The 26,160-nt window shown below is 74.5% G+C and carries 23 protein-coding genes; 18 read left to right on the forward strand and 5 right to left on the reverse strand.

What is annotated here, in order from left to right; all coding sequences use genetic code 11:
• Positions 1–150: 150 nt before the first annotated feature.
• Positions 151–987, reverse strand: coding sequence for a peptidylprolyl isomerase (locus tag SM577_RS20945; RefSeq protein ID WP_474582269.1), 837 nt, complete (start codon positions 985–987; stop codon positions 151–153).
• 61 nt (positions 988–1,048) lie between these two features.
• Entirely contained in the window at positions 1,049–1,945 is an 897-nt protein-coding gene (locus tag SM577_RS20950) for a peptidylprolyl isomerase (protein ID WP_302921113.1), read from the reverse strand.
• Positions 1,946–2,203: 258 nt separating this feature from the next.
• On the opposite strand from SM577_RS20950, the gene SM577_RS20955 reads away from it, so the two are divergent.
• The 3 genes from SM577_RS20955 (at position 2,204) to SM577_RS20965 (ending at position 5,338) form a co-directional block, all read left to right on the forward strand.
• Positions 2,204–2,923 carry an MBL fold metallo-hydrolase gene (locus SM577_RS20955; RefSeq protein ID WP_302921114.1) on the forward strand — a complete coding sequence of 240 codons (720 nt, stop codon included), beginning with the start codon at positions 2,204–2,206 and terminating at the stop codon, positions 2,921–2,923.
• A 69-nt stretch (positions 2,924–2,992) separates the two neighbouring features.
• Positions 2,993–4,315 (forward strand): histidine--tRNA ligase, encoded by a 1,323-nt coding sequence (hisS, locus tag SM577_RS20960; RefSeq protein WP_474587774.1) that lies wholly within the window; start codon positions 2,993–2,995, stop codon positions 4,313–4,315.
• Between the two features lie 90 nt (positions 4,316–4,405).
• Positions 4,406–5,338, forward strand: a complete 933-nt coding sequence (locus SM577_RS20965) for an acyl-ACP desaturase (protein ID WP_302921116.1) — start codon at positions 4,406–4,408, stop codon at positions 5,336–5,338.
• 196 nt (positions 5,339–5,534) lie between these two features.
• On the opposite strand, the gene SM577_RS20970 is transcribed toward SM577_RS20965, so the two are convergent.
• Positions 5,535–6,044, reverse strand: coding sequence for a PaaI family thioesterase (locus tag SM577_RS20970; protein WP_302921117.1), 510 nt, complete (start codon positions 6,042–6,044; stop codon positions 5,535–5,537).
• A 56-nt stretch (positions 6,045–6,100) separates the two neighbouring features.
• On the opposite strand from SM577_RS20970, the gene SM577_RS20975 reads away from it, so the two are divergent.
• Positions 6,101–6,577 carry a winged helix-turn-helix transcriptional regulator gene (locus tag SM577_RS20975; RefSeq protein ID WP_474587775.1) on the forward strand — a complete coding sequence of 159 codons (477 nt, stop codon included), beginning with the start codon at positions 6,101–6,103 and terminating at the stop codon, positions 6,575–6,577.
• A gap of 219 nt (positions 6,578–6,796) precedes the next feature.
• On the opposite strand, the gene SM577_RS20980 is transcribed toward SM577_RS20975, so the two are convergent.
• Positions 6,797–7,636, reverse strand: coding sequence for an SGNH/GDSL hydrolase family protein (locus SM577_RS20980; RefSeq protein WP_302921119.1), 840 nt, complete (start codon positions 7,634–7,636; stop codon positions 6,797–6,799).
• A gap of 252 nt (positions 7,637–7,888) precedes the next feature.
• Between SM577_RS20980 and SM577_RS20985 the strand changes: the two genes are divergently transcribed.
• The 5 genes from SM577_RS20985 to SM577_RS21005 all read left to right on the forward strand — a co-directional run bounded on the left by SM577_RS20985 (position 7,889) and on the right by SM577_RS21005 (position 13,878).
• Positions 7,889–8,938 (forward strand): S1 family peptidase, encoded by a 1,050-nt coding sequence (locus tag SM577_RS20985; protein ID WP_302921120.1) that lies wholly within the window; start codon positions 7,889–7,891, stop codon positions 8,936–8,938.
• A 158-nt stretch (positions 8,939–9,096) separates the two neighbouring features.
• A complete protein-coding gene (gene aspS / locus SM577_RS20990) occupies positions 9,097–10,902 on the forward strand; it encodes an aspartate--tRNA ligase (RefSeq protein WP_302921121.1) in 1,806 nt (601 codons plus the stop codon).
• A gap of 99 nt (positions 10,903–11,001) precedes the next feature.
• Complete coding sequence (locus tag SM577_RS20995; protein WP_474587776.1) at positions 11,002–11,814, forward strand: SDR family oxidoreductase; 813 nt, start codon at positions 11,002–11,004, stop codon at positions 11,812–11,814.
• 85 nt (positions 11,815–11,899) lie between these two features.
• Entirely contained in the window at positions 11,900–12,487 is a 588-nt protein-coding gene (locus SM577_RS21000; RefSeq protein WP_474587777.1) for an ArsR/SmtB family transcription factor, read from the forward strand.
• A 71-nt stretch (positions 12,488–12,558) separates the two neighbouring features.
• Positions 12,559–13,878 carry an MFS transporter gene (locus SM577_RS21005; protein ID WP_474587778.1) on the forward strand — a complete coding sequence of 440 codons (1,320 nt, stop codon included), beginning with the start codon at positions 12,559–12,561 and terminating at the stop codon, positions 13,876–13,878.
• Between the two features lie 75 nt (positions 13,879–13,953).
• Here the strand turns inward: SM577_RS21005 and SM577_RS21010 are convergent, their stop codons facing one another.
• Positions 13,954–14,694 (reverse strand): GNAT family N-acetyltransferase, encoded by a 741-nt coding sequence (locus tag SM577_RS21010; RefSeq protein ID WP_302921125.1) that lies wholly within the window; start codon positions 14,692–14,694, stop codon positions 13,954–13,956.
• Between the two features lie 144 nt (positions 14,695–14,838).
• On the opposite strand from SM577_RS21010, the gene SM577_RS21015 reads away from it, so the two are divergent.
• From SM577_RS21015 to SM577_RS21055, 9 genes are all read left to right on the forward strand, one after another.
• Positions 14,839–15,054, forward strand: coding sequence for a hypothetical protein (locus SM577_RS21015; RefSeq protein ID WP_302921126.1), 216 nt, complete (start codon positions 14,839–14,841; stop codon positions 15,052–15,054).
• A 74-nt stretch (positions 15,055–15,128) separates the two neighbouring features.
• Positions 15,129–16,679: a replication-associated recombination protein A gene (locus SM577_RS21020; protein ID WP_302921127.1), complete on the forward strand. Its 1,551-nt coding sequence runs from the start codon at positions 15,129–15,131 to the stop codon at positions 16,677–16,679.
• Positions 16,680–19,225: 2,546 nt separating this feature from the next.
• Complete coding sequence (locus SM577_RS21025; RefSeq protein WP_474582036.1) at positions 19,226–19,882, forward strand: hypothetical protein; 657 nt, start codon at positions 19,226–19,228, stop codon at positions 19,880–19,882.
• 150 nt (positions 19,883–20,032) lie between these two features.
• The gene (locus tag SM577_RS21030) at positions 20,033–20,494 is read left to right on the forward strand and encodes a DUF948 domain-containing protein (RefSeq protein WP_302921128.1); all 462 of its coding nucleotides are present in this window, start codon (positions 20,033–20,035) and stop codon (positions 20,492–20,494) included.
• 26 nt (positions 20,495–20,520) lie between these two features.
• Positions 20,521–20,826 carry a hypothetical protein gene (locus SM577_RS21035; protein ID WP_474587779.1) on the forward strand — a complete coding sequence of 102 codons (306 nt, stop codon included), beginning with the start codon at positions 20,521–20,523 and terminating at the stop codon, positions 20,824–20,826.
• A complete protein-coding gene (gene alaS / locus SM577_RS21040; protein WP_302921130.1) occupies positions 20,823–23,501 on the forward strand; it encodes an alanine--tRNA ligase in 2,679 nt (892 codons plus the stop codon). The genes SM577_RS21035 and alaS overlap by 4 nt, the downstream gene beginning before the upstream one ends.
• 73 nt (positions 23,502–23,574) lie before the next feature.
• On the forward strand, positions 23,575–24,033 hold the full coding sequence (gene ruvX / locus SM577_RS21045) for a Holliday junction resolvase RuvX (RefSeq protein WP_302921132.1): 459 nt from the start codon (positions 23,575–23,577) through the stop codon (positions 24,031–24,033).
• The gene (mltG, locus tag SM577_RS21050) at positions 24,033–25,229 is read left to right on the forward strand and encodes an endolytic transglycosylase MltG (protein WP_302921133.1); all 1,197 of its coding nucleotides are present in this window, start codon (positions 24,033–24,035) and stop codon (positions 25,227–25,229) included. The genes ruvX and mltG overlap by 1 nt, the downstream gene beginning before the upstream one ends.
• Positions 25,229–26,047: a shikimate dehydrogenase gene (locus SM577_RS21055; protein WP_474587780.1), complete on the forward strand. Its 819-nt coding sequence runs from the start codon at positions 25,229–25,231 to the stop codon at positions 26,045–26,047. Before mltG ends, SM577_RS21055 begins: the two co-directional genes overlap by 1 nt.
• Positions 26,048–26,160 lie beyond the last annotated feature (113 nt).

Below are 26,160 nucleotides of genomic sequence, written 5' to 3' on the forward strand. Positions count from 1 at the left end.
CCGAGGAACTCGTTGATCATGAGGTTGGCGGCGGTTTTCGAGATCGAGACCGCCGTCAACCTCATGATCACCGGGGCAGGGGGAGGGGGAGGGGGAGAGGGAAGCGCCCGCCGGGGGCCGGCGGGCGCTTTGTGGTGCGGGGTGGGCGGGTCAGCCCTGGGGGGCGCTCATGGTGAGCTTGTTGATGGTGATCTCCTTCTTCGGGTGACCACCGCCGGCCTGCTGGGCGAACGCCTTGTCGTCGCCGGCCGCCGCGACCTGCTTGACGATGTCCATGCCGCCGGTGATGGTGCCGAGCACCGTGTAGTTCGGGTCCAGCGGCGAGTCGCCGTAGACGATGAAGAACTGGCTGCCCGTGCTGCCCGGCTGGCCGGAGTTGGCCATGGCGATCACGCCCTCCGGGTACGGCGGCCGCTTGTCGGTCGGCAGGTTCTCCTCGGCGAGCCGGTAGCTCGGGCCGCCGGTGCCGTCGGTCTCCCGCCAGCCCTTGCCGGTGGCGCTCGGGTCACCGCACTGGAGCACCTTGATTCCCTCCGTCACCAGCCGGTGGCACTTGCTGTTGTCGAAGAAGTTCTTCTCGGCCAGGTGGGTGAAGCTGCCCGCCGTGCAGGGCACCGCGGCCCGGTCGACCTTGGCGGTGATCGGCCCCAGGTTGGTGTCGATCGTCATGGTCTGCACGCCGGTGTTCGACTGCTGCGCCGCCGGCAGCCCGACGTCCTTGATCTGCTTGGTCCGCTGGTCGGCCGGGAGTTCGGTGAAGGCGCACTGGGCGAAGCCGGCCTCCGGCGCCGCGGTGTCGGTCTTGTCGTCGTCACCCAGGCTGGCGGCGAGCCAGACCGTCCCGGCGACCACCAGCAGCAGGGCCGCCGCGGCCCCCACGATCGCCTGCGTCTGCCGGCGCTTGCGGGCCTTCGCCGCGCGCTCGGCCATCTCCTTCTCGAGCCGGGCGCGGGCCGCCGCGCGCTGCCGCTCTCTGGTGGACGTCACGCCTGGATCCTCCTGGACTATGTCGGGCGCGGCCGGTGCCGCTGAAGTGGATGGGGCCGGGTCAGCCCGCGCTCGGGCTGGCCGACGGAGCGCCGGTCGCCGAGGGCGTGGGTGCCGGCGCCGCCGTGGCCTGCGCCACCGGCTCGCCCACGGTGAGGCTCTGGATCACCACGTCGGTCTTCGGCTTGACCTTGGCTCCGTTCCCATTGTCCACGGTCTCCAGGGCACCGATCTTCTCCACCACGTCGATCCCGCCGGTGACCCGGCCGATGATCGGGAACTTCGGGTCGGTGGTCTGGTAGTCCTTGAAGAAGATCAGGAACTGGCTGCCGTTGGCGCCCGGCGGGTTGGCGATCATCGCGACCGTGCCCTTCGGGTACGCCGGGGGCTGGTCGGGCGCGGGGCTGGCCGACGGGGAAGCCGACGGGGCGGTGGGCACGTTCTCGTTGTAGAAGGAGTAGGTCGGACCACCCAGACCGGTGCCGCTGGGGTCACCGCACCGCAGCGCGCCCTCGGCGGTGATCTCGTGGCACTTGGTGTTGTCGTAGAACGACTTGCTGGCCAGGTGCGCCATGCTCGCCCCGCCGCACGGCGCGGTGGCCAGGTCGAGCTCGACGGTGATCGGCGCGCCCTGGTTGGTGGTGATCGTCATCGCCCGGACGCCGTCGGTGGGCAGGCCGGTGGTCGCCGGGGTGCCCACGTCCTTGAGGTTGGTGTTGGCCGTGGCGTCCTGCGGGGTCCAGAGGCAGATCTCCTCGGCGGCGGTGTTCTGCTCGTCGTCGCCGTCGAAGGCACCCAGCGCCCAGGCCGAACCGGCCACGATGAGCAGGAGGACGACGGCGGCGCCGACGCCCGCCTGGATCTGCCGGCGACGCCGGGCCCGGGCGGCCCGGCGGGCCAACTGCCGGTCGAGCTTGGCCCGCGCCAGTTTGCGCTGCCGGTCCCTGCTGGAAGCCACCCGCGCTCCCCTTCCTCTACCCTGGTCGTCACCGGCGGACGGACGGCCCGCGCCCCGTCGGGCGGCACGTGCGCCGCGCCACACGCCCGCCAGAGTGTACGGCTACCGACTGGGAATGTGGTGTACGAGGTCCAGGCTGGGCTTATCGGAGCGCGTCACTGTGCCGTACGGGGCCGGCGGGACGGATGCGCAGAACCGGGTCGCGCCGCCGGTTAGGCTGCTCACAGGGACGCAGAGCTCGACGGAAGGGGAGCGCCCGTGCTGGTGGCCGGCTTTCCCGCGGACGCCTTCGGCACCAACTGCTACGTGGTCGCCGCCGCGCCCGGGGAACAGTGCGTGGTGGTCGACCCCGGTATCGGGGTGCTCGACCGGCTCGACGCGCTGCTCGCCGAGCACCGCCTGCACCCGGCCGCCGTGCTGCTCACCCACGGCCACCTGGACCACACCTTCTCGGTGGCGCCGGTGTGCGGCGCCCGCGGCATCACCGCGTACGTGCACCCGGACGACCGGGAGATGCTCGCCGACCCGACCAAGGGGCTCTCCACCGACCTCACCGCGCTGTTCGGCGGGCGGCTGCCCTACGCCGAGCCGGAGGACGTCGCCGAGCTCACCGACGGGCTCACTCTCGACCTCGCCGGGCTGACGATCACCGTCGACCACGCCCCGGGCCATACCGGCGGGTCGGTGCTGTTCCGGTTGCCGGGCGCCGGCTCGCCGTGGGAGGCCGAGGAGATCTGCCTCTCCGGGGACGTGCTGTTCGCCGGCTCCATCGGGCGCACCGACCTGCCGGGTGGCGACCTGCCGGCGATGCTCGCCAGCCTGCGGAGCAAGATCCTCCCGCTGGCCGACGACACCGTCGTGCTGCCCGGCCACGGCCCCGCGACCACCATCGGCCGCGAGCGCGCGAGCAACCCGTACCTCATCGAGGTGGCGGGCGCCGACGGCGCGCGAACGGCCGCTCCCAGCCGAGGCTGGTGACCCCCGCCCGCGCCGCACGCGGGCCCCACGACCTGACCGCGCCCCGCGCGGACCGCCAAGGAGTACGCCATGAGTAAGCCCACGCCCATCTCCGGCTTCCCGGAGTGGACGCCGCCGCAGCGGATGATCGAGCAGTACGTGCTGGACCGGATCCGGGCCACCTTCGAGCTGTACGGCTTCGCCCCGCTGGAGACCCGCGCGGTGGAGCCGCTGGACCAGTTGCTGCGCAAGGGGGAGACCTCCAAGGAGGTCTACCTGATCCGCCGGTTGCAGGCCGAGGCCGACAGCCCGACCGGTGACGACGCGCTCGGCCTGCACTTCGACCTGACCGTGCCGTTCGCCCGCTACGTGCTGGAGAACGCCGGCAAGCTGCAGTTCCCGTTCCGCCGCTACCAGATCCAGAAGGTGTGGCGGGGGGAGCGGCCGCAGGAGGGGCGCTACCGCGAGTTCCTCCAGGCCGACATCGACATCGTCGACCGGGACACCCTGGCGCCGCACCACGAGGCGGAGATGCCGCTGGTGGTCGGCGACGCGCTGCGCTCGCTGCCGATCCCGCCGGTGCGCATCCAGGTCAACAACCGCAAGATCTGCGAGGGCTTCTACCGGGGTGTCGGGCTCACCGACCCGGAGGCGGCGCTGCGCGCGGTGGACAAGCTCGACAAGATCGGCCCGGCTCGGGTCGCCGAACTGCTGGCCGAGACGGCCGGGGCGAGCGAGGCGCAGGCCAAGGCCGTGCTGGCGCTGGCCGAGATCTCCGCGCCGGACGCCTCCTTCGCCGACGCGGTGCGCGCCCTCGGGGTGACCGACCCGCTGCTCGACGAGGGGATCGAGGAACTGGTCCGGGTGGTGGAGACCGCGGCCGAGCACGCGCCGGGGCTCTGCGTGGCCGACCTGCGGATCGCCCGCGGCCTGGACTACTACACCGGCACCGTCTACGAGACGCAGATGGTCGGCTACGAGCGGTTCGGCTCGATCTGCTCCGGCGGCCGGTACGACAACCTGGCCAGCGCCGGCACCGCCCGGTTCCCCGGGGTGGGCATCTCGATCGGGGTGACCCGGCTGCTCGGCCTGCTCTTCGGCGCCGGCACGCTGACCGTCTCGCGGGACGTGCCGACCTGCGTGCTGGTCGCGGTGACCAGCGAGGAGCAGCGCGGGGCGAGCAACCGGGTGGCCGAGGCGCTGCGGTCGCGGGGGGTGCCCACCGAGGTGTCGCCGAGCGCGGCGAAGTTCGGCAAGCAGATCCGCTACGCCGAGCGGCGCGGCATCCCGTACGTCTGGTTCCCGGGCGCGGAGCAGGACGAGGTCAAGGACATCCGCTCGGGTGCGCAGGTGCCCGCCGAGGCGGGGGTGTGGATGCCCCCGGAGGTGGACCTGAAGCCCCTGGTGGGCTGAGCCGCCGGAGCGCCGGGCTGGGACGAGACTGGCGCGGACGGACGATCGGACCTACGGTGGCGTAAGTTACGCCACCGTAGGGAGATCCTTGTGACCGCACTGAGCCAGACCGCACTGCTCATCGAGTTGGAGCCGGTGGTCGAGCGCAACCTCGACCGGCACCTCTCGCTGGCCAAGGAGTGGTTCCCGCACGAGTACGTGCCGTGGAGCGAGGGACGCACCTTCGACGGCCCGCTGGACGGCCAGCCGTGGTCCGAGGCCGACTCGACCCTTCCCGAGGTGGCCCGGACCGCCCTGGTGGTCAACCTGCTCACCGAGGACAACCTGCCCTCGTACCACCACGAGATCGCCACCCTGTTCGGCCGGGACGGCGCGTGGGGCACCTGGGTGCACCGGTGGACGGCCGAGGAGGGGCGGCACGGCACGGCGATCCGCGACTACCTCACGGTGACCCGGGCGGTCGACCCGGTGGCGCTGGAGCGGGCCCGGATGACACACATGTCGGCGGGCTACGCCAACACGCACGACGACGAGGTGCTGCACTCGCTGGCGTACGTGTCGTTCCAGGAGCTGGCCACCCGGATCTCGCACCGCAACACCGGCCGGGCCACCGGCGACCCGGTCTGCGAGGCGCTGCTGGCCCGGGTCGCGGCGGACGAGAACCTGCACATGGTCTTCTACCGCAACCTGCTGGCCGCCGCCTTCGAGCTGGCGCCCAGCCAGGCCATGCGGGCGGTGGCCGACGTGGTGGCCGACTTCCAGATGCCGGGCAACGGGATCGAGGGCTTCGCCCGCAAGTCGGTGGCGATCGCGCTGGCCGGCATCTACGACCTGCGCCAGCACCGGGACGAGGTGCTGGTGCCGGTGCTGCGGCAGTGGGACATCTGGAACGTCACCGGCCTGGACGCCGACGGCGAGGCCGCCCGCGACCAGCTCGGCCGGCAGCTCGACGACCTGGAGCGCGCCGCCGCCCGCTTCGAGGACAAGCGCGACGCCCGCCGCGCCCGCCTCGCCGCCCGCTGACCGCCCCACCCCCTCCCGGCGCTCCCGCTCCCCGAATGCTCCGGGCGCGACCGTCGCTGGCTCTCGGAACGACGACCGCGCCCGGAGCGGCTTGCCGGCGATCTTGCACTTGGCGCCCCGGCCAAAGCCGCATTCCACGCGTATCAGGGGCGGAAACTGCAAGATCGCGTGGGGGTGGGGTGGGGTGGGGTGGGGGCTAGGCGGGGGGGTCGAGGGGGAGGAGGAGGCAGGTGGAGGTGGCGTGGGCGACCAGGCGGGAGCGGGCGTCGACGAGCTTGGCCTCGGCCAGCGCGGTGCGGCGGCCGCGTTGCAGGACGGTGCCCTCGCAGCGCAGCACGCCGGAGTCCACGGTGACCGGACGCAAAAACTTCACGTTCAGGTCCAGCGAGGTGTAGCCGACGCCGGCCGGCAGCGTGGTGTGCACGGCGCACGCGGCGGCGGTGTCCAGCAGGGTGGAGATGACCCCGCCGTGCACGGTGCCGAGCGGGTTGTAGTGGAACTCCTGCGGCACCAGCTCGACCGCGACCCGGCCCTCGTCGGCCTCCATCCGGGTCATGTCGATCAGGTGCATCACCGGCGGCGCGGCCAGCTCGCCGGCGATCATCGCGCGGAGCAGCTCCAGCCCGCTGCGCCGGCCGACCAGCGCGGCGTTGAGGCCCGGGTCGGACCAGGAGAAGGTACGGCTGCGCGCCTGCGTCTGTGTCATGGACTCAGCCTGGCAGCCCGTTGCTGAGTCTGTCAATGAGACCTAGCCTGGAGGGCATGAGACCCCCCGCACTGGACTGGTCGGTGGAGAACTGCACCATCGCCCGGGCGATGGCGGTGCTCGGTGAGAAGTGGACCCTGGTGGTGCTCCGCGAGGTGTTCAACGGCGTGCGCCGCTTCGACGACATGCGGATCCGCACCGGCATCCCCCGGCAGGTGCTCACCAACCGGCTGGCCACCCTGGTCGAGCAGGGGGTGCTGCGCAGGGAGCCGTACCGCGAGCCGGGCAGCCGGGAGCGGCACGAGTACCGGCTGACCGACAAGGGGCTCGACCTCTGGCCGGTGCTGGTCGCGGTGCTCGGCTGGGGGGACCGCTACCTGGCCGACCCGGACGGCTCCCCGTTGAGCGTCGGGCACCGCGACTGCGGCGGCGAGGTGCACGTCGAGCTGCGCTGCGAGCGGGGGCACCTGGTGACCGCCGTGCGCGACGTGGTGCCCCGGCCCGGCCCGGGGGCGCGCCGCCGGGCCGACTGACGGCCCGCCGCCGGTCCGGCGGGCGGGTGGCTCCCCGCGGATCGGGTCGACGGCGGCGCGGCGACCGGCTCCCGCGCAGCGGGCCGATCCGGTCGCGCAGCGTGCCGATCCGCCGGTGCGGGGGCGCGGCCGCTGTTCCGTCGCACGGGAACGCGGGCGGGACGGCGGGCGGACGGTGGGCGCGCGGACGGGGTGGCCGCCCGCGCGCCGGGGGCGTCGCTACCAGCGGAAGCCGGCGGCGTACGACACGCTCGCCAGCACCTGCTGGCCGCTGGTGTTGGGGTGGAAGTAGTCCCAGCCGGAGAGCTGGCTGAGGGTGAACGGGTAGCCGAACACCGCGTTGCCGTCGAACAGGCAGTTCGCGCCGTACGCGGCGCAGGCCTGGGCCAGCTGGGTGTTGTAGTCGACCACCCGCTGCCGGACCCGGGCCCGCCGGTCCACGTCGGCCTGCGCGGTGGAGGTCGGGTTGGCCAACATGGACTGGCAGATGCCGAAGAGCGACCAGGCGCTGCGCGCGCTGCCGCTGGTCCGGCCCACCGACCAGAGCCGGTGGATGTCGGGGATGCTGATCACCAGCACCCGGGCGGTGGGCAGACCGGCCTTGAGCCGGTTGAGCGCGGAGTCGATGTTCGCCCGGAAGGTGCTCACCGGGGTCATGCCCGACTCGGAGCTGGTGCAGGCGTCGTTCGCCCCGATCAGCATGGTGACGTAGCCGACGCCCTGGCTGACCGCGGTGCCGGCCTGGCCGTACATGTCGGCCGACTTCGCCCCGGACCGGGCGTCGTTGTGGTTGCGGCCGCCGATCGCCGGGTTGACCGTTCGGATCCGCAGGTAGTGGCTGTTCACGGTGGCGTAGTCGCCGGTGCTGAACGACCGCGCGGTGCAGTCGACGTACCAGCCGCAGGCGTTGAAGCCGCGGGTGATGGAGTCGCCGAGGCTCGCCATCGAGCTCGGCGGCGGGCCGGGGTCGGCCTGGGCGGGGGAGGGGGCGACGGCGAGCAGGGTGACGGTGGCGGTGGCGCTGGCGAGGGCGGCCAGCGCGCGGCGGGCGAGGGACATGGTGGCCTCCGGATCACGGGTGCCGGAACTGCGCGGTGACCGGATCGTATAGATGACGCTCTCTGTCCACAATGTTGCCCGGGTGTTACATCGGGGTGTCGGGTCAATACGGGCAAACAGGGTCTTGCCGAGGATCTTAAACATGTGAATACTTCACTCAGTCCGGCCGGTTGCCCCCGATCGGCCAGGCATCGCCCTCGGGCCCCGTCACCTCCGGCGCGGCCCTGTCACCCCCTTCCGGGAGGTTGTTCCATGCGACCCACGAGGTCATCTCTCCGCCGCGCCGCCACCGTGGCCGCGGCCGGAGCCCTGGTCGCCGGCTCGCTGCTCGGCGCCCCCGCCCAGGCGGCACCCGCGGCTGCCACCCCCGACGCCGCGGCCGGCCTGGCTGAGCGCCTCGGCGACCGGTCCGCCGGCACGTACGCCGACGCCAGCGGCAAGATGGTCGTCACCGTGACCGACGCGGCCGCGGCCCGTCAGGTCCGGGCGGCCGGCGCCACCCCGAAGCTGGTCACCCGCGGCGCGGCCGAGCTGGCCCGGGCCACCAGCGAGCTGGAGAGCAGCGCCAAGATCCCCGGCACCGCCTGGTGGACCGACCCGGCCACCAACCAGGTCGTGGTCTCCGTCGACAGCACGGTCACCGGCGCCAAGCTGGAGCGGGTCAAGGCGGCCGCCGCGCGCACCAACGGCGCGGTCCGGATCGAGGCCGAGGCCGGCGTGTTCAGCACCCGGATCTCCGGCGGCCAGGCCATCTACGCCGGCGGCGGCGGGCGCTGCTCGCTCGGCTTCAACGTGCGCAGCGGCAGCACCTACTACTTCCTGACCGCCGGGCACTGCACCAACATCTCGTCCAGCTGGTACAGCAACTCCGCGCAGACCAACCTGCTCGGCACCCGTACCGGCAGCAGCTTCCCGGGCAACGACTACGGCATCGTGCGGCACAACAACTCCGCCAACGCGGCCGGCAACGTCTACCTCTACAACGGCAGCTACCGCGACATCACCGCGGCCGGCAACGCCTACGTCGGCCAGTCGGTGCAGCGCTCCGGCAGCACCACCGGCCTGCGCAGCGGCTCGGTGACCGCGCTCAACGCCACGGTGAACTACGCCGAGGGCTCGGTCTCCGGCCTGATCCGCACCAACGTCTGCGCCGAGCCGGGCGACAGCGGCGGCTCGCTGTTCAGCGGCAGCACCGCTCTCGGCCTGACCTCCGGCGGCAGCGGTAACTGCCGCACCGGCGGCACCACCTTCTTCCAGCCGGTCACCGAGGCGCTCAGCCGTTACGGCGTCAGCGTCTTCTGACCGATCCACGCCAGCGGGCCGCCGGAGCGATCCGGCGGCCCGCCCGCGTGTCCGGGCCGGGTCGCCCCGGGGTAGGAGCGCCCGGTGCCAGCCGGCGGCGGAGGACCCTGACAGAATGCGGGGAGCAGACGTGTACCGCAGATGAGGAGACGCAAGTCGTGATCCGTACCCATGACGCCGGCAGCCTGCGCGCGACGGACGCCGGCACCACGGTGACGCTCGCCGGGTGGGTGGCCCGCCGGCGCGACCACGGCGGCGTGATCTTCGTCGACCTGCGCGACGGCTCCGGCGTGGTCCAGGTGGTGTTCCGCGAGGAGGACGCGCACGCGCTGCGCAACGAGTTCTGCGTCCGGGTGACCGGCGAGGTGACCCGCCGCCCCGAGGGCAACGAGAACCCCGACCTGCCCACCGGCGAGGTCGAGGTGACCGCCGCCGAGCTGGAGGTGCTCTCCGAGGCCGCGCCGCTGCCGCTGCCGGTGGACGACCAGGTCGAGGCCGGCGACGACGTCCGGCTCCGCTACCGCTACCTGGACCTGCGCCGCAGCGGGCCGGCGACGGCGATGCGGCTGCGCTCCCGGGCCAACCAGCTGGCCCGCGCGGTGCTGCACGAGCGCGACTTCCTGGAGATCGAGACGCCGACGCTGACCCGCTCGACGCCCGAGGGCGCCCGCGACTTCCTGGTGCCGGTGCGGCTTCAGCCCGGCAGCTGGTACGCGCTGCCGCAGTCGCCGCAGCTGTTCAAGCAGCTGCTGATGGTCGGCGGCATGGAGCGCTACTACCAGATCGCCCGCTGCTACCGGGACGAGGACTTCCGTGCCGACCGGCAGCCGGAGTTCACCCAGCTCGACATCGAGATGTCCTTCGTCACCGAGGACGACGTGATCGACCTCGGCGAGGCGATCGTCGCGGCGCTCTGGTCCGACCTGGCCGGGCACGAGATCTCCCGGCCGATCCCGCGGATCACCTGGCACGACGCGATGGCCCGGTACGGCTCCGACAAGCCGGACCTGCGCTACGGCGTCGAGCTGACCGAGCTGACCGACTACCTGCGCGGCACCGAGTTCCGGGTCTTCGCCGGCGCCATCGACGCCGGCGGCTACGTCGGCGCGGTGGTGATGCCGGGCGGCGCCAGCCAGAGTCGCAAGGAGCTGGACGGCTGGCAGGACTGGGCCAAGGCGCGCGGCGCGCGCGGCCTGGCGTACGTGGTGCTCGACGCCGAGACCGGCGAGGCCCGTGGCCCGGTGGCCAAGAACCTCTCCGAGGCGCACCTGGCCGGGCTGGCCGACGCGGTCGGCGCCAAGCCGGGCGACGCCATCTTCTTCGCCGCCAGCGCCAACACCCGAGAGGCGCAGGAACTGCTCGGCGCGGCCCGGATCGAGATCGCCAAGCGGGCCGGGCTGGTCGACGAGAGCGCCTGGGCGTTCTGCTGGGTGGTCGACGCGCCGATGTTCGAGCGCACCGACGAGGGCGGCTGGACGGCCGTGCACCACCCGTTCACCTCGCCGAACGCCGACTGGGTGGACCGGTTCGAGGAGGCGCCGGACCGGGCGCTGGCCTACGCGTACGACATCGTCTGCAACGGCAACGAGATCGGCGGCGGCTCGATCCGTATCCACCGGGGCGACGTGCAACGGCGGGTCTTCGACCTGCTCGGCATCACTCCCGAGGAGGCGCAGGACAAGTTCGGCTTCCTGCTGGAGGCGTTCAAGTACGGCCCGCCGCCGCACGGCGGCATCGCGTTCGGCTGGGACCGGGTCTGCATGCTGCTCGCCGGCGCGGACTCGATCCGCGAGGTGATCGCGTTCCCGAAGACCCGCGGCGGCTTCGACCCGCTGACCGGCGCGCCGACCCCGATCACCGCCCAGCAGCGCACCGAGGCCGGCATCGACGCCAAGCCCAAGCCGCAGCCCGCCGCACACCCCGGCACCGCCGGCCCCGCCGCCCCCGTAGCCGACCCCACCTGACCGACCCGGCCCCGCCGCCCCGTTGATCATGAAGTTGTTGCGTCGCGCCTCGGCGTGTCACGACAACAAATTCATGATCAACGCTGGGGGTGGGGCGGGATGAGCCTGCTCGTGGTGGGGGGTAGCGGGTTTCTGGGTGGGGAGGTGTGTCGGCGGGCCGTGGGTGCCGGGTGGTCGGTGGTGGGGACGTACCACTCGGGGGCGGTCGCGGTGCCGGGGGTGCGGGCGCGGCGGCTCGACGTGACCGACCGGGCCGCGGTCCGGGCGCTGGTCGCCGAGGTGCGCCCGGACGCCGTCGTCAGCACCCCCTACCGGTACGGCGACTGGGCGGTCACCGCGGACGGTGCGGCCCACGTCGGGTACGCCGCGGCCGAGGCGGGGGCCCGGCTGGTGCACATCTCCAGCGACGCGCTGCACGCCGGCCGCCCCGAGCCGTACGGCGACGACGAGCCGCCCAGCCCGGTGTTCCCGTACGGGGCGGCGAAGGCGGCCGCCGAGACGGCGGTGCGCGCCCTCGACCCGGGCGCGGCGCTGGTGCGTACCTCGCTGATCGTGGGGGAGGGGAGCAAGCAGATCCAGCTCTGCCACGACGCCCTCGCCGGCCGGGCGCGCCTGTTCACCGACGAGCTCCGCTGCCCGGTCGACGTCACCGACCTGGCCGCCGCCGTGCTGGAACTGGTCGCCACCGACTACGCCGGCCCGCTCAACGTGGCCGGCCCGGACGCGGTCAGCCGCGCGGAACTGGGGCTGCTGGTCGCCGCCCGGTACGGCATCGACCCGGCCGGCATGACCACCACCACCGGCGCCGCCGCCGGGCTGCTCCGGCCCACCGAGGTACGCCTCGACTCCGCTCGCGCCGCCGGGCTGCTACGCACCCGGCTGCGCGGCGTCCGGGAACTGCTCGCCGGCTGACCCCACCGGCCACGCGTCCTCGCTCGTGCACACTTTCTATGCACAAGAGTTGTGCATAGAAAGTGTGCACAGATATTGTGCATACATGGACGACGAGCGAGCCGAGCCGCGCGCGGTACGGCTGAACCACCAGCAGGTGCGGGTGCTGGCGCACCCGCTGCGGATGCGGCTGGTCGGCGCGTTGCGGGTGAAGGGGCCCGCCACCGCCACCACCCTCGCCGAGCTGCTGCACACCAACACCGGCGCGACCAGCTACCACCTGCGCCAGCTCGCCGAGGTCGGCCTCGTCGTCGAGGCCCCCGACCTGGCCAGCGGGCGGCAGCGCTGGTGGCGCGCCGCGCACGACGTCACCAACTGGGAGCCCACCGACTTCGACGACGACCCGGACGCCCGGGCCGCGATCGAGTGGATCCAGGGCGACCAGGTGCGGCTCCTGGTGGAGCACGCCGAGCGGTGGTTCGCCCGCCAGCACGAGTGGTCGGCCGCCTGGCGGGACGCCCTCGGCATGGGCGACATCTTCATGACCATGTCGCCGGCCCGGCTGGAGCAGCTCAAGACCGAGGTGTGGGACCTGCTGGAGCGCTACCGCGAGGAGAGCGACTCCGACGCGCCCGACGCCGAACAGGTTCAGGTCTTCGTGGCCGCCTACCCACTGTTCGAGGAGATGCGATGAGCGAGCGCAGCGAGCGTCAGGCTCAGCGCGAAGGTGCCGCACGGCGGCGCGGAGCGAAGCGGAGCGGCGGCGTGGGCGCCCTGTCCGTACGCCAGGTCCGGCGTCGCTTCCTGCTGCTGCACGGGCTGCGCTGGCTGCCCACCGGCCTGATGATCCCGGTGATGATCCTGCTGATGCAGGAGCGTGGCCTGACGCTGTCCCAGATCGGCCTGGTGTCGGTCGCCCAGGGGCTGGTCGTGCTGGCCCTGGAGCTGCCCACCGGCGGGTTCGCCGACGCGCTCGGGCGCCGCCCGGTCCTGGTCACCGCCTGGCTGATCAACCTCGGTGCCCTCGCGCTCTTCGCGGTGGCCGACTCGTTCGCGCTCTTCTTCCTGGTCTGGGCGTTGCAGGGCGTCTTCCGCGCGCTGGACAGCGGCCCGCTGGAGTCCTGGTACGTCGACGCCACCCTGGCCGCCGACCCGGAGGCGAAATACGAGCCGGGCCTCGGCTACGCCGGCACCGTCATCGGCGTGGCGATCAGCGCCGGCGCGCTGCTCGGCGGCGGCCTGGTCGCGCTCGGTCCGGTCGGGCCGGTCAGCGCGCTCACCGTGCCGGTACTGGTGGCGATCGCCCTCCAGGCGGTGGCCCTGGTCGCCCTGCTGGTGCTGATGCGGGAGGTCCGTCCGGGCCGGGGCGCCGGCGCCCTGCGCGCGTCGGTCGTCGAGGCGCCCCGGATGGTGGGGCAGGCGGTCGGCCTGCTGCGTCGCTCCCGGGTGCTGTTCGCGCTGGTCGCGGTCGAGCTGTTCTGGGGCTTCGGGATGGTCACCTTCGAGTCGCTGCTGCCGGTGCGGCTCGCCGAGGTGGTCGGCGACCCGGACCGGGCGGCGGCGCTGCTCGGGCCGGCCAACTCGGCGGCCTGGCTGGCCGGCGCGGCCGGCGCCGCCCTCACCCCGCTGCTGCTGCGCTGGCTGGGCGCCGCGCCGAGCGCCGCGCTGCTGCGCATCGTCCAGGGCGCCACGGTGGTCGGGATGGGGCTCTTCGCCGGCTCGGTCGGGGTGCTGGTCGCCTACCTGGCCTGCTACACCGTGCACGGGGCGTCCAACCCGCTGCACATGGGGCTGCTGCACCGGCAGGTCGACGGCCCGTACCGGACCAGCGTGATCTCGCTGAACTCGATGATGGGCCAGCCCGGCTTCGCGGTCGGCGCGGTCGTGCTCACCGCGCTCGCCGACTCGGTCAGCGTCACCGCCGCCATGCTGGTCGGCGCGGTGGTGCTGGCCGTCGCCGCCCCGCTCTACCTGCCCGCCTGGCGAGCCGACCGCAGGGGAGCACCGGCCCCCGGCACCACGCCGGAGGACGCGACGGACCCACGCCCGGCGACCCCCGCCCCCACCCCGGCGCACAACGGCTGACCTGGTGGTCGTCTGCTGCCGGGCCGGTGCCGATCGCGGGATCGGCCCTGCCCGGCAGCAGATTGTCGCCGTGGCTCAGCTGAGCCGGACCGAGCTGCGGGGGAGGGAGTCGGTGAAGCCTAGGCGGCGGTAGAGGCGGATCGCACCGACGTTGGCCGTGTAGACGCCGAGCGCCACGGTGTCGTGGCCGGCGAACAGGGCCCGGGTCATCCCGGCGGTGAGCGCCGCGCCCAGGCCCTGGCCGCGCCGGTCGGGTGCCACGGTCAGGCCGGCGAGGAAGCCGATGTCGCCCCGGCTGCGGTCCGCCCCGCAGGCGACCAGCCGGCCGCCGTCGCGGATGCCGTACCAGTCGACCACCCGGGGGTCGCCGGGGCGCGAGGTGGTGCTGGGGAAGGCGCGGTCGATCAACTCGGTGAGCGCCGGCTGGTCGGCCTCGGTGAGCCGGACCACCCCCTCCTCGCCGGGCTGGGGCGGCGGCGGGGTGGTGGTCCAGCGGAAGTCCCACTCGTCGTGCCGGTCCACCGCGAGCCGGCCGTCCAGTGCCGCCGGGTCGAGCCGGGGCAGGTGCAGCCACTGGCCCGGTTCGAGCACCCCGGCGGCGGCCAGCCCGGCGGCCACCTCGACCGCCGCCCCGGCGCCGCCGAGCGCGCCGCCGGCCGGCCCGTGGTCGGCGGGGAGCAGCCAGACCAGGGCGCCGTCGCGCTGCCAGCCGCGCGGCCGCCCGCCGTGCCAGAGCGCGTGCCGGGCGTACGGGTGGTGACCGGCGGCCGCCAGGATGGCGTCCCGCCCCTCCAGGACCTGGTCGGCGATGATCATGTGGCCAGCCTAGAGCCCCGGCGGGGGTCGCCGTCGCCGGCCCGGCGGACCGGTGACCAGGGCGGTCCACGGTGGAGATTGGCGCGCGGACCGATTGGGTACATCCCGCGCGACCTACTGGGACCCCCCTACCGGAGGAACGCCATGCTCGCCATTCTCGCGGCCATCGTCTTCGCCTTCACCCTGCTGCTGGACCTGCTGGACACCAACTTCGGCGCGCCGGATCTGTTCAACTGGAACACCCTCGTGCTCATCGGCCTGCTGCTGCTCTCGCTCTACCTGGCGGGGGTGGGCCGTGGCCCGGGTGGCGGCGGCGGCCGGGGTCGCTGGTACTACGGCCGGCGCCCGGGGCGGGGCTGACCGGAAGCGATCACCTGGGCCGGGTCAGCGGCGCGATTCCGGCGTCGCGGACCCGGCCCGGTACTGTTCTCGTGATGGAGTCCGACGCCCTCTTCTCCCTCGGTGAACCCGCCGGAGCGCCCAGCGCCCCCGCGGGTTCCGCAGGTGTGGACGGCTTCACCCCGGTGGCGGCGGATTCGCCCCTGCCCGTCCGGATGCGCCCGGCGAGCCTCGACGAGCTGGTCGGGCAGGACCACCTGCTCGCACCGGGCGCCCCGCTGCGCCAGCTGGTCTCCGGCGGCGCACCGCTGTCGGTCATCCTGTGGGGGCCGCCGGGCAGCGGCAAAACCACCATCGCGCACCTGGTGGCCCGGGCCACCGACCGCCGGTTCGTCGCCATGTCGGCGCTCTCCGCCGGCGTCAAGGACGTCCGGGCGGTGATCGACACCGCGCGCCGCCAGCGCCGTTCGGGCGGGCCGCAGACCGTGCTCTTCATCGACGAGGTGCACCGGTTCAGCAAGACCCAGCAGGACTCGCTGCTGGCCGCGGTCGAGGACCGCACCGTCACGCTGCTCGCCGCGACCACCGAGAACCCGTACTTCTCGGTCATCTCGCCGCTGCTGTCCCGGTGCGTGCTGCTCACCCTCCAGCCGCTGGACGACGCGGCGGTGCGCGGCCTGCTGCGCCGCGCGGTCACCGACCAGCGCGGCCTGGCCGGCGCGCTGACTCTCGCGGAGGAGGCCGAGGACCACCTGGTCCGGCTCGCCGGCGGCGATGTCCGCAAGGCGCTCACCGCGCTGGAGGCGGCCGCCGCCTCCGCCGCCGCGCTCGGCACCGGCCGGATCGACCTGGCCACCGCCGAGCAGGCGGTCGACGTGGCGGCGGTCCGCTACGACCGGGCCGGCGACGCCCACTACGACGTGACCAGCGCGTTCATCAAGAGCATGCGCGGCTCGGACGTGGACGCGGCGCTGCACTGGCTGGCCCGGATGCTGGTGGCCGGCGAGGACGCCCGGTTCATCGCCCGCCGCCTGGTCATCTTCGCCAGCGAGGACGTCGGCATGGCCGACCCGGGCGCGCTGAGCGTGGCCACCGCCGCGGCGCACGCCGTGGAGTACGTGGGCCTGCCGGAGGCGCAGCTCAACCTCGCCCAGGCGGTGATCCACCTGGCCACCGCGCCGAAGTCGAACTCGGCCACCACCGCGATCGGGGCGGCGATCGCCGACGTGCGGGCCGGTCGGGGCGGGCCGGTGCCGCGCGGGCTGCGCGACGCGCACTACGCCGGCGCCAAGGGGCTCGGTCACGGCACCGGCTACCGCTACCCGCACGACGACCAGCGCGGCGTGGTCACCCAGCAGTACGTGCCGGACGACCTCGTCGGCACCGACTACTACCAGCCCAGCCAGCACGGCGCCGAGCGGGCGGTGGCCACCCGGCTGCCCCTGCTGCGGCGGATCGTCCGGGGGCTGCCGGCGCCGGCCGCCCCGGCGCAGGCCCGGCCGGAGGGTGCGGCTGCCGAGCAGAGCACGCGACCGGTGGCGCCGGTCGGGGGGGACGGGTCGGGCAACGGCCGTCGGTCGACGGGCCCGGGCGCCGGCGCGGCACAGGTAGGCGGCAGCAACGCCGCCGGGGAGGGTCAGCAGTGAGATCGCGTGGTTCGGAGCGACCGGAGGACGGCCCGGACGAGCGGCGCGATTCCCGCGCCAAGGGTCGCCGCTGGGGCCGGGGCAAGGCGGAGGCCGAGCCGGAGGAGCCGATCAGCGGCGAGGAGTTCGGCTGGATCGACGACCTGCGTACGGCCAAGCAGCAGCGTACCGAGCTGGGCCCCGGCGGCGGCGGTCCCGAGCCGGTCCCGCCGGCGCGCCCCGGCGCCCCGGTGCCACCCGGCCCGGACACCCCGCGCGGCCCGGCCGCGCCCCCGCCGCACCGCCGCGGTGAGGCGGAGCCGCCCCGCGCCCGTCCGGTCGACGGACCCTGGCCCGGCGCGGCCGAGCCCCCCCGCCCGGCGGACCGCCCGCACCCCGGCGGCCCGGCGGCGCCCGGCGCCGGTCCCGTCGCTCCGGCCGGCCCGCCCGGCCGGCAGGGCCCACCGCCGGCCGGCGGCTGGCCGCCCCCCGGCGCCGACCGGCGCCCCCGACCCGTCTCCGGCGGACCGACCGGCCCCGTCTCCGGTGGACCGACCGGCCCCGTCTCCGGTGGACCGACCGGCCCCGTCTCCGGTGGACCGACCGGCCCCGTCTCCGGGGCTCCGGTCGGCCCGGTCTCCGGCGCGCCGGTCGGCCCGCCGCGCCAACCGGCCGGCCGGGGCCAGGCCCCGGCCGACCCGGCCCGTCCGCCGGTCACCGGTGGCCCGGACGCCGGTCGCCGGCCGGTCGGACCGGACCAGGACGGGGCCCCCGGTGTGGCCGCGCCGCGCCGTGCCGGCATGGCCGGGCCGCCGCGGACGGGGGAGCCGACCGAGCCCGGCCGCCCCGGCGGCGCGCCCGCCGGCCGGGCCGGAGTGCCGGTACCCGGAGGCCCACAGCCCCCGGCCGGCGTCCCACGCCCCGGTCCGGCCGAGCGCGAGCCGCGGGCCGGACGGTCCCGGCGCGGCCCGGCGGAGCCCGGCCTGCCCGCCGATCCGGCCGGTCGGCCGCATCCGGACGGCCCGACCGCGGGTGCTCCGGGCGTCGACCCGGCGTCCGCCCGCGGCCGTGGCGCCGTCCCCCGTCCCGCGCCCGGTGGTGGTCGCCGCCGGGCCGCCGACGAGCCGCCCGCGCCCCGGACCGGGGGCACCGCGCCGGTACCCATGACGGGCAACGCCCCGCCGGTGCCGTTGACCGGCAACGCCCCGTCGGTACCCGGCGCCGAGCCGACGCCGCCCCCGGCCGGTCCGCGCGGCCGGCACCCCCTGCCCGGCTCGCCGGCGGCCGATCGCCGGGCGGCAGTGGACGCGCTGACCGAAGCGGCTCCGCCGGTACGCGGCCACCGCGTGGCGGAGGAGACCGAGCCGCCGGTGCGCGGCCGCCGTGCGGCGGAGGAGACCGAGCCGCCGGTGCGCGGCCGCCGTGCGGCCGGCGAGACCGAGGCGCCCAGCGGTGGTGCGCGGGTCGCCGACGGCCCGCCGTCCCGGGGTCGGCGCTCCGCACCGGAGGATCCGGCCGCGCGGATCGCCGGCCCGCCGGAGGCGGAACCGCACCCCCAGCGCGGACCCGGCTCGCCGGGCGGCCCCGCCGCCCGGAGCGGTCGCCCGGAACGGCCGGCCGACTGGCTCCGGCAGGCCGGCCGCGCCCACCACACCGACCCGGCGCTGCCGACCATCGACCGCCCGACGACCTCGCCCTCCGGACCGCCCACCGGCGGCCGCCGTGCCGTCGACCCGGCCGCCCCGGCCGGCCGGGACCGGCCCGCCGGGCCACCGACCGCGGCTGGCCGGCGACCCGGTCACGCCGCCGATCCGGAGCTGCCGCCCGGTCCGCACCCCGCCGCGCCACCGGCCGGCGGCCGCCACAGCGCGCCCGCCGAGCCCGGTCGCGCGCCGGTCGGCCGGGCCCGCCCCGGCGCCGAGCCGGGTCGTCCCGAGGCCACCCCGCCCGGCGGCGTCCGCCGGGGCGCGACCCCGCCCGAGGCCACCCCGCCCGGCGGTGTGCGCCGGGGCGCGACCCCGCCCGAAGCCACCCCGCCCGGCGGTGTGCGCCGGGGCGCGACCCCGCCCGGGGTCGCCCGCCCGGCCGGCCCCGCGGCCGGCCCGCCCGGCGCCACCCCGCCCGGCGTGGCGCGTCCGGCCGGCCCCCAGCCCGGGGTGGCCCGGGCCGGGGTGACGCCGCCCGGGGTGGCCCGCCCGGACACCGCGCCGGGCCGCCCGGTCGGCGGGGACGACCGGGGACGGCCGGCGTCCGGGGACGTCCCCCGGCCCGCCCCGTCCGGGGCGACCGGGACGGCCCGTCCGCCCGGCCCGCCGACCCGACCCGGCCCGGAGGACCGGTCCCTGGGCCGGGCCGCGCCGCCGCACCGCGAGCCGGGTCGGCCGGAACCCTCCGGCGTACCGCCCGTGCCGCCGCCCGAGCCACCGGCGGTGGCCCGCGCCGCCGCGGTGGTGCCGCCGCCGGTGCCGCCGGCCGACCGGCCCGAGCCCGAGCCGGTGAGCGGGGCGCCGCTGCGCCGGGCCGCGGACCCGGATCCGGCGGAGCCGGACGCCGCGGCCGCCGGTGGGCTGCGCGGCGCCCGGTCCGAACTGCGCCGGCAGATCCGCGAGCGACGCCGGCTCCGGATGGCCGTGCTCGCCCTGGTCAGCGTGGTGCTGCTGGGCGCCGTCCCACTCTTCTTCGGCATCCGTACGCTCAGCCGCGACCCGGTGTTCGACACCCTCGACCAACTGGACGTGCCGAGCTGGGCGGCGGTGAAGACGGTCGACGACGTCAGCGGCAGCCGCTGGTGCCTGCTCGACTGCCGGCTGCGCGAACGCACGGTCACCTCGGAGGGGTCGCCGGAGGACACCGCCCGGGCCTACGAGGCGGCGCTGGCCGCCGACGGCTGGCGCCAGTGGAAGGTGGCCCGCTGCCCGGAGCAGCCGGCGAAGGGCAGCTACACCTGCTGGCGCCGGGACGAGCTGACCCTGGATCTGTGGGTGCGCGAACCGACCTGCACGCCGCCGCCGGTCGACGGCGAGCCGGCCGTGGTGCCGTCGCCCAGCCCGTCGGCCGCAGCGCAGGGGTGCACCGGATCGTTGGTGTCGGTGAAGGTCCGCAACGCGATCGACGACGAACGGACCCGACCCCAGCCGAGCACCGACCCGTCGCTCACCGGTGAGGACCCGTTCCCGACCCTCACCGAGGACCCGTTGGGCGAAGTGACACCCTCACCGTCCTGAGCCGGTTTCCATCACGGACGGTAGGGTCTGGGGCTGGCGGGCCCGGCTGCTCCCGCCGGCCCGTCCCGGGTCGCCGAGCGCCGGCATGGGCAAGGGTCGTGCGGTTCGCGGACGTCGGTCCGCAGAACCCCCTGGTTGAGGAGGACAGGCGTGGACTTTGGAGAGGTCGCGGCGCTGATCGCGGCGATCGCGTTCGCGATGCTGGTGTTGATCCTGACGCTGCCCATCCTGCGGCTGCGGCACACCGTGGACGCCACCACCCGGATGATCAACGACCTCAACGACCGCACCGCGCCGCTGCTCGGCGACGTCAACGCCACGGTGAAGAACGTGAACACCGCGCTGGAGCAGGTGCAGACCTCGCTGGACGGGGTGAACCTGCAGCTGGCCAAGGTCGACACCATGACCAGCCACGCCCAGAACATCACCGCCAACGTGGCGAACCTGGCCACCGTCGTCTCCGCCGCGGCCGCGAACCCGTTGGTCAAGGTGGCGGCCTTCGGCTACGGCGTCCGCAAGGCCGCCGCCGCCCGCCGGCACGCCGAGACCGAGCGCGAGGTGCGCGACACCATCAAGCAGCAGCGGCGGGCCGCCAAGCGCGGCAACCGCTGACCGCCGGCGACCAGGAGGTTGAGAGCATGAGGCGGCTGTTCTGGCTGGGCATCGGCCTGGCTGTCGGCGTGGTGGTGGTCCGCAAGGCGACCCGCACCGCGCAGGCGTACACGCCGGCCGGGATCGCCGGCTCGTTGTCGCAATCGGCTGGCGGGCTGGTCGAGTCGCTGCGTAGCTTCGTGGAGGACGTCCGGACCGGGATGGCCGAACGCGAGCAGGAGATCCACGAGGCGTTCGCCCGCGGCGAGGCCTTCGACGACCAGTTCGCCGACCTGCGGGAGGACCCGCGCATCGGCGACCGAGAGATCTTTCCGGAGGAACACCAGCGATGAAGACGGCGGAGATCAAGCGGCGGTACCTCGCCCACTTCGAGGCGAACGGTCACACCGTGGTGCCGTCCGCTCCGCTGCCCGCCATCAGCGACCCGAACCTGCTGTTCGTCAACGCCGGCATGGTGCAGTTCGTCCCCTACTTCCTGGGCCAGCAGACCCCGTCGTACCGGCGGGCCGTCAGCGTCCAGAAGTGCATCCGCACCCCGGACATCGACGAGGTCGGCAAGACCAGCCGGCACGGCACGTTCTTCCAGATGAACGGCAACTTCTCCTTCGGTGACTACTTCAAGGACGGGGCGATCCCGTTCGCCTGGGACCTGGTCACGAAGTCGCAGGAGCAGGGCGGCTTCGGGCTCGACCCGGAGCGGATCTGGCCGACGGTCTACCTCGACGACGACGAGGCGTACGACATCTGGCGCTCGGTCGGCGTGCCGGCCGAGCGGATCGTGCGCCGCGGCAAGGCTGACAACTTCTGGTCGATGGGCATCCCGGGCCCGTGCGGCCCCTGCTCCGAGCTGTTCTACGACCGCGGCCCGGAGTACGGCCGCGAGGGCGGCCCGGCGGTCGACGAGGACCGCTACATGGAGTTCTGGAACCTCGTCTTCATGCAGTACGAGCGGGGCCCGGGCACCGGCAAGGAGGACTACCCGATCCTCGGCGAGCTGCCGGCGAAGAACATCGACACCGGCATGGGCCTGGAGCGGATGGCGTCGATCCTGCAGGGGGTCGACAACCTCTACGAGATCGACGAGGTCCGGCCGATCCTGGACAAGGCCGCCGAGCTGACCGGAAAGCGGTACGGCGCGCACTCCGGCCACGTGGCCAGCGAGTCGCACCCGGACGACGTGCGGCTGCGGGTGGTGGCCGACCACGTGCGCACCGCGCTGATGCTGATCGGCGACGGGGTGACCCCGAGCAACGAGGGGCGCGGCTACGTGCTGCGCCGGATCATGCGCCGGGCGATCCGCGCGGTGCGGCTGCTCGGCTGGCAGGACCGGGCGCTGCCCGAGCTGCTGCCGGTGGCCCGGGACTGCATGTCCCCCTCGTACCCCGAGCTGGCGGAGGAGTTCGACCGGATCGCCGACTACGCGTACGCGGAGGAGGAGGCGTTCCTGTCTACCCTGCGGGCCGGCACCACGATCCTGGACACCGCGATCGCGGAGACCCGGACCGCCGGCGGGAAGAGCCTCTCCGGCGAGAAGGCGTTCCAGCTGCACGACACGTACGGCTTCCCGATCGACCTGACCCTGGAGATCGCGGCCGAGCAGGGGCTCTCGGTGGACGCCGAGGGCTTCCGCCGGCTGATGGCCGACCAGCGGGCCCGGGCCAAGGCCGACGCGCAGGCCCGCAAGACCGGGCACACCGACCTGTCGGCGTACCGGGGGGTGCTCGACTCGGGCGGCCCGGTGCGGTTCACCGGCTACAGCGAGGTGTCCCGCGAGTCCACCGTCCGGGCGGTGCTCGGCCCGGCCGGGCCGGTCGGCGCGGCGGTCGAGGGCGACACCATCGAGCTGGTGCTCGACGCCACCCCGTTCTACGCCGAGGGCGGTGGCCAGCAGCCCGACCACGGCATGATCACGGTGGGCGACGGCCAGGTCGAGGTGCTCGACGTGCAGCAGCCGGTGCCGGGGCTGATCGTGCACCGGGCCCGGGTGGTCCGGGGCGAGGTGCGGCCCGGCCAGACCGGCTTCGCGGAGATCGACACCAGTCGGCGGCGGGCCATCTCCCGCTCGCACACCGCCACCCACCTGGTGCACCAGACCATGCGCAACTTCCTCGGCGAGTCCGCCACCCAGGCGGGTTCGCTGAACGCGCCCGGCCGGCTGCGGTTCGACTTCAACACCCCGACCGGGGTGGCGCCGAGCGTGCTGCGCGACGTCGAGCAGCAGGTCAACGAGGTGCTCCTGGCCGATTTGGAGGTGCACGCCTTCATCACCTCGCTGGAGGAGGCGCGCCGGATCGGCGCGATGGCGCTGTTCGGCGAGAAGTACGGCGAGGAGGTGCGGGTCGTCGAGGTCGGCGACTACGCCCGGGAGCTGTGCGGCGGCACCCACGTGGCCCGCTCCGGCCAGCTCGGCCTGGTCAAGATCCTCTCCGAGTCGTCGATCGGCTCCGGGGTGCGCCGGGTCGAGGCGCTGGTCGGCATGGACGCGTTCAACTTCCTGGCCCGCGAGCACCTGCTGGTCGCCCGGCTGGCCGAGCTGTACCGGGTGCCCAGCGACCAGGTCGCCGACCGGGTCGAGCAGACCGTCACCCAGTTGCGCGACGCCGAGAAGGAGCTGGAGAAGCTGCGCGCCCAGTTGGTGCTCGGCGGTGCGGCGGCCCTCGCCGCGCAGGCCAGGGACGTGCGCGGGGTCGCGTACGTGGGCACCGAGGCGCCGGAGGGCGCGGGCGGCAACGACGTGCGGACCCTGGCCCAGGAGATCCGCGGCAAGATCGACCCGGCGCGGCCGGCGGTGGTCGCCGTCGCCGCCCGCGCGGGCGGCAAGGCGTCCCTGGTGGTGGCGGTCAACCAGGCCGCCCGGAGCCGAGGGATCGGCGCCGCCGACCTGGTCAAGGCGGCCCTGTCCGGGCGCGGCGGGGGCAGCCCCGACCTCGCCCAGGGCGGTGGCCTGCCGGCGGCGGAGGCGGCGAACCTGCTGCTCACGGTCGAGAAGGCGATCGCCGAGGCGTGATGGGCGACACAGCCCGACCAGGGCGGACCGGCCCGGTCCGCCCTGGTTCGCGTTCCGGGGTGGGTGACCAGCGGTGACGGAGCTGTCGCGCGGGGTCCGGCTCGGCGTGGACGTCGGGCAGGTCCGGGTCGGGGTCGCCCGCTCCGACCCGCACGGCGTGCTGGCCACCCCGCTGGTCACCCTCGCCCGCGACCTCACCGCGGCGCCGGACGCGGTGCCGAGCGACATCGCCGAACTCGCCGCGCTGGTCAGCGAGCACGAGGCGGTGGAGGTGGTGGTCGGCCTTCCGGTCAACCTCGCCGGCAAGCACGGTCCGGCCGCCGTCCACGCGAAGGCGTACGCTGACCGCTTGGCCGATGTAATAGCGCCTGTTCCGGTAGCGCTCACCGACGAGAGGATGTCGACGGTCGTGGCGTCTCGTAGGCTTGCCGAGCGTGGCGTCCGGGGGAAACGGCAACGGGCGGTGGTCGACCAGGCCGCCGCGGTGGAGATTCTGCAGAGCTGGCTGGATGCGCAGCGGAGGCGGACGTAATGATTGACGATCTGGACCTCGGGTTCGACGACCAGGAGCGGGGGGAGAAGGGCCGGCACCGGCGCGGCTTCGTCAAGAAGCGGAACCGACGCTCGGGCGGCCGGGGCAAGACCGTCCTGGCCCTGCTGCTCGCCCTGGTCCTGCTCGGAGGCATCGGCGGTGGCGCCTTCTACGGCTTCGACCGGATCCAGAACTACTTCGTCACGCCCGACTACGACGGCACCGGCACCGGCGAGGTGATGGTCGAGATCAAGCAGGGCGCGCTGATCGCCGACATGGCCGACGCGCTGCACGCCGCCGGCGTGGTGAAGAGCCCCAAGGCGTTCATCGAGGCGGCGGCGGACAACTCCCGCAGCAAGAACATCCAGCCGGGCCTGTACAAGCTGCGCAAGCAGATGAGCGGGGAGAGCGCGGTCGCCGCGATGCTCGACCTGAAGAACCGGGTCGTCAACGGGCTCACCATCCCGGAGGGCCGCACCGCCAAGAACGTCTACAAGCTGCTCTCCGAGAAGACCAAGATCCCGGTGAAGGAGTTCGAGACGGCGGCGAAGGACCCGATCGCCCTCGGCGTGCCGGACTGGTGGTTCAAGCGCACCGACGGCAAGAAGGTCAAGCCGTCGATCGAGGGCTTCCTCTTCCCGGACACCTACGAGATCCCGCCGAAGGCGACCGCCGAGAGCATCCTCAAGCTGATGGTGGAGAACTTCCTCACCGTCACCGGGCAGATGCAGTTCGCCGACCGGGTGCAGAAGGAACGCGGCGGGATCAGCCCGTACGAGGCGCTGATCGTCGCGTCGCTGGCCCAGGCGGAGGCGGGTAACAAGGACGACCTGGGCAAGGTGGCCCGGGTCGCCTACAACCGGGTGTTCGGCGAGTTCCCGTGCAACTGCCTGGAGATGGACGTCACGGTCAACTACTACCTGGAGCTGACCGGCCAGGAGACCAAGGCGTCCAAGGACATGACCGCCGCCGACCTGGACAACCCGAAGAACCCCTACAACCGCAAGCTGCGGGGCCTGGTGCCGACGCCGATCAACAACCCGGGCAAGCAGGCCCTGGAAGGCGCGATGGACCCGCCGGCGGGCAAGTGGCTCTTCTTCGTGGCGATCGACAAGGAAGGGCACTCCGCCTTCGCCGAGACCTACCCGGAGCACGAGCGCAACATGGCCAAGGCCCGGGAGGCCGGGGTCATCTGATGACGGTCCGACGGCGGGCGGCGGTGCTCGGCAAGCCGATCGCGCACTCGCTCTCCCCGGTGATCCACAACGCCGGGTACGCGGCGGCCGGGTTGACCGGGTGGTCGTACGACCGGATCGAGTGCGCCGCCGCCGAGCTGCCGGACCTGGTCGCCGGCCTGGGCCCGGAGTGGGCCGGGCTGTCGGTGACCATGCCGGGCAAGGAGGCGGCGCTCGCGGTGGCCGCGGCCGCCTCGCCGGTCGCTGCCGCCGTCGGCGCCGCCAACACGCTGGTACGCCGGCCGGACGGCTCGTGGTACGCGGACAACACCGACGTGGGCGGCATGGTGGAGGTGCTCACCGACGCCGGGGTGCGCCCCGGCGCGACGGTGACGGTGATCGGCGCGGGTGGCACCGCCCGGGCGGCGCTCGCCGCGGCGGCCCGTCTCGATGCCCGCGAGGTGACAGTGGTGGCCCGCCGGGCGGCGGCGGTCGAGGAGTTACGCCCGGTGGCCCGCGCGCTCGGCGTCCCGCTGACCGGCGCCCCCTGGGCCGACGCCGCCGACCGCTGCCGGGCCGACGTGGTGGTCTCGACCGTGCCCAGGGGAGTCGCCGACCCGCTGGCCGGGTCGGTCGGCTGGCGGGCCGGCACGGTGCTCTTCGACGCGCTCTACGACCCGTGGCCGACGCCGCTGGCCGCCGCGGCGGGCGCGGCCGGCTGCCGGATCGTTTCCGGGCTCGACCTGCTGCTGGCCCAGGCGATCGGCCAGTTCGAGCAGTTCACCGGCGTCCCGGCGCCCCGCGACGCGATGGCCGCCGCGCTCGCCGCGGCCCGCTGACCCGCCCTGGCGAGAGCATTCCGTGCCGGCGGCTTAGCTGTCGGTTAAGTCGCGCTTAGGTCCGACTGTCCCCGCCGCGACGTACCGTTACCGTCGATACGCTGCTGTGCGTA

The sequence above is a fragment of the Micromonospora desertarenae genome (assembly GCF_056150265.1).

Coding starts and splice junctions, on each gene's coding strand:
- SM577_RS21010 (WP_302921125.1), bottom strand. CDS start 14,694: ATGATCATCGCCGACCAGGTCCTGGAGGGGCGGGACGCCATCCTGGCG.
- SM577_RS20995 (WP_474587776.1), top strand. CDS start 11,002: ATGAGCCTGCTCGTGGTGGGGGGTAGCGGGTTTCTGGGTGGGGAGGTG.
- SM577_RS21000 (WP_474587777.1), top strand. CDS start 11,900: ATGGACGACGAGCGAGCCGAGCCGCGCGCGGTACGGCTGAACCACCAG.
- SM577_RS20970 (WP_302921117.1), bottom strand. CDS start 6,044: ATGACACAGACGCAGGCGCGCAGCCGTACCTTCTCCTGGTCCGACCCG.
- SM577_RS21035 (WP_474587779.1), top strand. CDS start 20,521: ATGAGGCGGCTGTTCTGGCTGGGCATCGGCCTGGCTGTCGGCGTGGTG.
- SM577_RS21020 (WP_302921127.1), top strand. CDS start 15,129: ATGGAGTCCGACGCCCTCTTCTCCCTCGGTGAACCCGCCGGAGCGCCC.
- SM577_RS21015 (WP_302921126.1), top strand. CDS start 14,839: ATGCTCGCCATTCTCGCGGCCATCGTCTTCGCCTTCACCCTGCTGCTG.
- alaS (WP_302921130.1), top strand. CDS start 20,823: ATGAAGACGGCGGAGATCAAGCGGCGGTACCTCGCCCACTTCGAGGCG.
- SM577_RS20975 (WP_474587775.1), top strand. CDS start 6,101: ATGAGACCCCCCGCACTGGACTGGTCGGTGGAGAACTGCACCATCGCC.
- SM577_RS20980 (WP_302921119.1), bottom strand. CDS start 7,636: ATGTCCCTCGCCCGCCGCGCGCTGGCCGCCCTCGCCAGCGCCACCGCC.
- hisS (WP_474587774.1), top strand. CDS start 2,993: ATGAGTAAGCCCACGCCCATCTCCGGCTTCCCGGAGTGGACGCCGCCG.
- mltG (WP_302921133.1), top strand. CDS start 24,033: ATGATTGACGATCTGGACCTCGGGTTCGACGACCAGGAGCGGGGGGAG.
- SM577_RS21055 (WP_474587780.1), top strand. CDS start 25,229: ATGACGGTCCGACGGCGGGCGGCGGTGCTCGGCAAGCCGATCGCGCAC.
- SM577_RS20985 (WP_302921120.1), top strand. CDS start 7,889: ATGCGACCCACGAGGTCATCTCTCCGCCGCGCCGCCACCGTGGCCGCG.